The 5,945-nt window shown below is 67.7% G+C and carries 5 protein-coding genes and 1 pseudogene; 2 read left to right on the top strand and 4 right to left on the bottom strand.

The features are described 5' to 3' along the window. The 3 genes and pseudogenes from ABT085_RS42965 to ABT085_RS42955 all read right to left on the bottom strand — a co-directional run. Positions 1-271: pseudogene (locus tag ABT085_RS42965) on the bottom strand (transposase family protein); the annotation flags it as partial. Positions 272-681: 410 nt separating this feature from the next. Beyond that, complete coding sequence (locus ABT085_RS42960; RefSeq protein WP_351621621.1) at positions 682-1,434, bottom strand: response regulator; 753 nt, start codon at positions 1,432-1,434, stop codon at positions 682-684. After that, positions 1,431-2,651 (bottom strand): sensor histidine kinase, encoded by a 1,221-nt coding sequence (locus ABT085_RS42955; RefSeq protein ID WP_351621623.1) that lies wholly within the window; start codon positions 2,649-2,651, stop codon positions 1,431-1,433. The genes ABT085_RS42960 and ABT085_RS42955 overlap by 4 nt, the downstream gene beginning before the upstream one ends. Before the next feature lie 307 nt (positions 2,652-2,958). On the opposite strand from ABT085_RS42955, the gene ABT085_RS42950 reads away from it, so the two are divergent. Next, positions 2,959-4,278 carry a glycosyltransferase family 4 protein gene (locus tag ABT085_RS42950; RefSeq protein WP_351621618.1) on the top strand — a complete coding sequence of 440 codons (1,320 nt, stop codon included), beginning with the start codon at positions 2,959-2,961 and terminating at the stop codon, positions 4,276-4,278. A 118-nt stretch (positions 4,279-4,396) separates the two neighbouring features. Beyond that, the gene (locus ABT085_RS42945; protein ID WP_351621616.1) at positions 4,397-4,957 is read left to right on the top strand and encodes a dihydrofolate reductase family protein; all 561 of its coding nucleotides are present in this window, start codon (positions 4,397-4,399) and stop codon (positions 4,955-4,957) included. 45 nt (positions 4,958-5,002) lie between these two features. On the opposite strand, the gene ABT085_RS42940 is transcribed toward ABT085_RS42945, so the two are convergent. After that, positions 5,003-5,945 (bottom strand): hypothetical protein (locus ABT085_RS42940; RefSeq protein ID WP_351621613.1); only part of this gene is annotated, 943 nt, incomplete at its 5' end.

The following is a 5,945-nucleotide window of genomic DNA, read 5'->3' as shown; positions in this document are numbered from 1 at the left end:
GGTCTACCCGATAGAGCTCCGCCAGGGCCACGTGCGGGAGTTGGAAGCGCAACGCCACCAGGGTGACGACGACGCGGTCGACGAACACCAGCCCGTGGTCCGGGCCCGCACCAGGCGCGCGCATACGCTCGTGACCTCGACGTTCTCGCAGCCGGGACTCCTCAGCTGCCATCCAGGCGCCGGCGAGCTCGACGACGAGTGTGCCGAGCCGCCGCGGCTGGAGGCCGGTGAAGATGCGCTTGGACAAGGCCGTGCGGCCCAGGTATTGCATCACAACAACACTCAAGCCGCACGGCCTACTTCATGCTTCGGCAATGCCTCGATCAATATCACGCACCGCGTCGTAAGGTACGGCCTATGTCTGATAGATCGATGTCTACGGGCCGCCTATGGGCAGTCCTGCTCGGGGTTGACGCTGTGGTGACCGCGTCGACGATCGTGGTGTGGAGGCAGAGCGGAACACCGTGGACCGAAACCTTGGTCAGTTCGGGTGTGGCTGCTCTTGCGGTCCTGATAGCCGGCCCATGGGCGATAAGGCGGACCAGGGCAAGGGTCGAGGAAGCAATGCGGCAACAGCGTTGATCCAGTTCGGTCGCCTCTGAGAGTGCGGTACGTGGCGTGCTCCGGGTTCGGGCGAGGATGCCGCAACGAGCGGCCGTCCGCTCTCGTGGGCCTGGATCCTCACGGCAGCAGACGGTGCTGGGCGGCCTTCGCCACTGCGGCGGCCCTGGTCTGCACGCCCAGCTTGGTGTAAATGCGGCCCAGGTGGGTCTTGACCGTGGCCTCACTGAGAAAGAGGACCCGCGCGATCTCCCGGTTGGTGAGGCCGCCGGCCAGCTGGCCGAGGATGCCCCGTTCCCGTTGTGTCAGGGCGGGTCCAGGCGTGCGGATCCGGGACATCATCCGATCGGCGACGGTTCCCGACAGCACGGTGCGCCCGGCGGCGGTGTCCCGGATCGCGGCGAACAACAGTTCCGGTCGCTCCGCCTTGAGCAGGTATCCGGTGGCGCCGGCCGCCAGGGCGCGGGCTATGTCGGCATCGGTGTCGAACATCGTGAGGACCAGGACCTGCGGTGCAGGTCTGCCGCGCGCATCGGGCGCGGCGGTGGCGACGATCCGTCGTGTCGCCGTCACCCCGTCCGTGCCGTCGCCGAGTTGGAGGTCCATGAGCACCACGTCCGGCCGCAGACGCATGGTCATCACCAGTGCCTCGTCCCCGCTCGCGGCCTCACCGACAACATCGATTCCTTCAGTGCTGGACAGCAGCGCCCGCAGTCCGGCCCGTACCACGGCGTGGTCGTCGCAGAGAAGGACACGGACGGTGTCGGGTTCGCGGGCGAAGTCCGTGCCGGTCGGTTCGAGGTCCTCGGCAGGGCTGGTCGGAGCCGATCCTCCGGCCCTCTGCCCGTGTTCGGGGCTCTGTGGGAATCTCATGGTGTCTCCTCCGCCGGGAGCGTGCTGCGAGCGGCGGCGCCGTCGTGCGCTCCGAGGGCCACGGACATGGTCACGACCGTTCCCTCACCGTGTGCGGACTCCACGCGGAGTGTTCCTCCGGCCCGTCTCGCCCTGCTCTCCATCAGGGGAAGACCGTGGCCGCGTGTGCGGGCCTCGCGGCGGTGCGGGATACGGCCCGGATCGAAACCGCGGCCGTTGTCGGCGATGTCGACGCAAACGGAGTCCTTTGAACAGGTCAGCGTGATTACAGCCCGGGTCGCCCCAGAATGTTCCCGTACGTTGGCCAAGGCGCCCTGACTCACACGAAGCAGCGCTGTCTCGACCGCCTCGGGGAGGTTCCCGGGTGTGCCGTCCAGCCGGAACTCGACGGCCGGGCCGGACGCGGGCTCCCCATCGGTTCCCGGCATAGCAGGCTGCTCCGCAAGTGCGCGCATCGCGTGCACCAGAGTGTTCCCATCGAGATCGAGCGGGGCCAGATCGCGAACGAATCGGCGCACCTCTGCCAGCGCGCGGCCCGCGCTCGCGGCGGCCCCGCGTACGTGTTCGTGCGCGGTGTCCGGCGCGATGTGCCACTGGCGTTCGGCGGCCTGCAGCAGCATCTGCTGGCTGGACAGGCTCTGGGCGAGGATGTCGTGAATCTCGGCCGACAGCCGCTGTCGTTCCTCCAGAGCGCCTGTACGCCGCTCGTTTGCGGCCAGTTCACCCCGGGCGCGGACCAGGTCGTCGATGAGCAGGCGCTGCCGGTCCGCCAGACGCCGACTGTGCAGCAGTACGGCTGTGACGACGCTCCCGAGGGCGACCGGGGCGATCACCAGGTTGGGGTTGAACAGGCCGCTCGCCACACGGAGTTCGGAAACGATCACGAGGAGCGTGAGCACTGAGGCAAGGGGCAGCGCGAGCGGCACCGGCAACCGGTGCACACCGGTAAAGAGCAGGGGCATGGTGCACCATGTCGCGCTCGGTTCGAGGGCGAGCAGGACCAGCCAGACGGCGAGCAGCATGCCCAGCCGAATCAGGTGCCGGGTGCTGGGCCGCTCGCCATGCCAAGGCGCGGGCGCCCAGATCGGTCCGCTCAGGTGGAGCACGCCGAAGACGAGGAAGAGCGCGAGACTCCATCCAGTATGGCCGTCCGGTCCGTCGTAGGTGAGCAGCCGGCCGATGGAACCCGCGAGCAAAAGAACGAACGCGGCCTGCATGGCCACCTCGATCCACCACCCGTCGGGATCTGCACGTCCCAGAACCGAACCATCGTGCTCCGTCACCGCTTGTTCATCCTTCTGCGCAGACCCTTCGCCATGGGTCGGTTCTCACCACGTCTACCGGCCACCTGGGTCCGGTGCATCATCCGATCGGTTGACATCGGCATGACCTCTCCCGAGTCCCGACCGATCCATTCGTCCAGCGAACGCGAACCCGCCGCCGACCAGACTGCTGAACAGAACGACGTACAGCACCTCCCAACTGCTGTCCCACCCCCCGGCTCCCTACTGAAATGTCTCCCGCATGCACATTTCCTTCCTGCTCCACAATGCCTATGGCATCGGCGGCACGATCAGGACGACATTCAACCTCGCCGCGGCGCTGGCGGAGCACCACGATGTGGAGATCATCTCGGTGTTCCGGCATCGCGACGCGCCCTTCATGGGCGCACCCGCCAAGGTAGGCCTTACCCCTCTGGTCGACCTGCGCGCTGCCTGCGCCGACTACGACGGTGACGATCCCCGCAACACCCAGCCCGCCAGGGTCTTCCCGCGCGCGGACGGCCGGCACACGCAGTACAGCCGCCTCACCGACGAACGCATCGGCCAGCACCTGAAGAGGCTGGACGCCGACGTGATCGTCGGAACCAGGCCCGGACTGAACGTGCACATCGCGCGCCAGGCGCAGCGCGCCGCCATCAGGGTGGGACAGGAGCACCTCACCCTCTCGGGTCACGGCTTCCGTTTGCGCCACGAGATACAACACCACTATCAAATGCTTGACGCCCTCACCACCGTGACCGAAGCCGATGCCCGCGCCTACCGGCGACTGGGCCTGCGCGATGTGAGAGTGGAGGCCATACCGAACAGCGTTCCCGCCGCGTCTGTGGAACCAGCTGACGGAACCGGCAAGTTCGTCGTAGCGGCGGGTCGGCTCAATAGCGTGAAGCGATATGACCTGCTCGTCAGAGCCTTCGCCCAGGTCGTCACCGCTCATCCGGACTGGCAGCTACGGATATTCGGCAGTGGAGACACCACCGGCAACGAGAGACACGCCCTGTCTGTACTGATCCGCGATCTCGGACTCAGCGGCCACATCTTTCTCATGGGGCAGGTGAACCCCCTCGAACCGGAGTGGGTGAAGGGCTCCATCGCCGCGTCCACCTCCGACCGGGAATCGTTCGGCATGACCATCGTCGAGGCGATGCGCTGCGGTCTCCCCATCGTCGCCACGAACTGTCCGGTCGGACCACGCGAGATCATAGAAGACGGTGTCGACGGACGCCTGACATGCCCGGGAGACGTGGACGGCATCGCGGCTGCGCTGCTCGAACTGATCGGCGACGACAAACTCCGGCGTCGCATGGGCGAGGCCGCTCTGAGGAATGCGGCCCGCTTCGACCCGGCACGCATAGCCCAGCGGCACCTGGACGTCTACCAGGACCTGCTGCGGCGCGGTCCTGGACGACGCTCGCTCGGCTTCGTACGGCAAACCGCGCACCAGGCAGTCACCGACTCACTCGACACGGCACACGGGCTGCGTTCCTTGGCTCGCGGTGTTCTGAGGAAGTGCCGCACCGATGCGGAAGACAGCTGCCGGACTCGGCTACCTCGCCGGCTCTGATCAGGGGTCAAGGCCCGCCCTTCGCAGCGATGACCGTGCCGCTCGCCGGGCATTGTCACAGGCGCGGGCTAGTGTGCTGCGGGACACACAGGTAGCCCCGACCTGGGAGAAGGCTCGCGTGGCCAAGTTGATCTACATGTTCAATGTGTCCCTGGACGGCTACATCGCCGACGCGGACGGCAATTTCGACTGGGCGGTACCGGACGAGGAGTACTACTCCTTCATCAACGACGTGCTGCGGCCGGTCGGGACCTACCTGTACGGGCGCCGGCTGTACGACATGATGGCTGTCTGGGAGACCGACCCGTCCATCGCGGGCCAGTCGCCCGGGGCGCGGGAGTTCGCGGAGATCTGGCAGGCGGCCGACAAGGTCGTGTACTCCTGGACGCTGGAGTCGGCCTGCACCACCCGGACCCGGATCGAACGGGAATTCGACCCCGAGGCGGTTCGGCGGCTGAAGGCATCTTCCGAACGTGACCTCACCGTCGGCGGGGCCGCCCTCGCCGCCCACGCGATCGCCGCAGGGCTGGTGGACGAGTACCACCTGTTCGTCGGCCCCGCCGTGCTGGGCGGCGGCAAGCCCTTCCTCCCCGACGGGGCCCGGCTCCGCTTCGAGCTCCTGGACGAACGCCGGCTCACCAGCGGCGTGGTCTACCTGCGCTACCACACCCAGCCGTGAGACCCGATACCGCCGGGCCTGGGCAGATCGGGTGCGCCGGGGTGCTCAGCCGGTCTGCCCCTGGAGGACCTGGCGGGCGATTCTCAGCTGCCTGTCCCGCAGCGCGGTGCGGTCCTTGAGCACGTCGGGGTGATCGTCGAGCCAGCGCTGCTGCATCACGGCGAGTCTGGCGTAGGCGGTGCGCAGGTATCCGGTGTCCTGCTTGCAGTGGACGTCCGCCTTGGTTGCGGGGTGGGTGCGGATGTCCGCGTCGGGCGGCAGGGCTCTGATCAGGTCGAGGGGGTCTTTGGCCTGGACGCGGTTGGTGAGCATGCACTGCCGCCAGCTCTCGTTCGCCTTGCGGAAGAGGGAGTCGTGCTTGAGCCACTCGAACGCTGTCTGCTCCCCTTCGTTGAGCTGCATCCGCAGTTCCGTCCACCGCACCCGGCCGTCGCCCAGCATGTGCTTCTCCGCCTCGGCCTGGCAGCCGCTCGCCGGCATGGTCACCTCGAGCAGCTTGCCCTTGACGGAGATCTCGTTTCCGGGTCTGCCGTAGAGGGCGCGGTTGAAGGCCTCTCCTTGCGGCTGCTCCGGTGGCGCCTGCGTCTGCCTGTCCGCCCCGATTTCCTCGAGGGTCTCGAGACCGAACGGAGTCGGGCGGGACACCGCCACGTCACCCGCCTTCGCCACGGGAGCGGGCTTGAGGGTGAATCCGCGCTCGGCCATGCAGGCGACGAGGACCTGTTGCTGGGCGGTCGCGATCTGTTCGCCGCTCCGGGTCCAGGCGTAGAGCTGGGTGTAGATCGGCGGACGCAAGCCTTGTTCGGCCAGTGCGGCCGGGGACAGCGGACGATGGGGCCGGGGTTCGGGGTTTTGGGCCCTCGCGTCGGCGAGCGCCCAGATCGTTGCGCCCACAGTGGCGGTCAGGACGCAGGCGGCGATGTGCCGGCGAGTGCCGTGGATGCTCAGTGCCATGTGAATCCTGTCGAGGTCCGGAACGTGCGGGCCC

Origin of the sequence: Streptomyces sp. NPDC002265 (assembly GCF_040296125.1) — a bacterium.
Lineage (GTDB): Bacteria > Actinomycetota > Actinomycetes > Streptomycetales > Streptomycetaceae > Streptomyces.
This window is presented reverse-complemented; position numbering and strand designations above follow the sequence as displayed.

Excerpts from the sequence above, each read along its gene's own strand:
- ABT085_RS42950 (WP_351621618.1), top strand. The coding sequence starts at position 2,959 with ATGCACATTTCCTTCCTGCTCCACAATGCCTATGGCATCGGCGGCACG.
- ABT085_RS42960 (WP_351621621.1), bottom strand. The coding sequence starts at position 1,434 with ATGAGATTCCCACAGAGCCCCGAACACGGGCAGAGGGCCGGAGGATCG.
- ABT085_RS42955 (WP_351621623.1), bottom strand. The coding sequence starts at position 2,651 with ATGCAGGCCGCGTTCGTTCTTTTGCTCGCGGGTTCCATCGGCCGGCTG.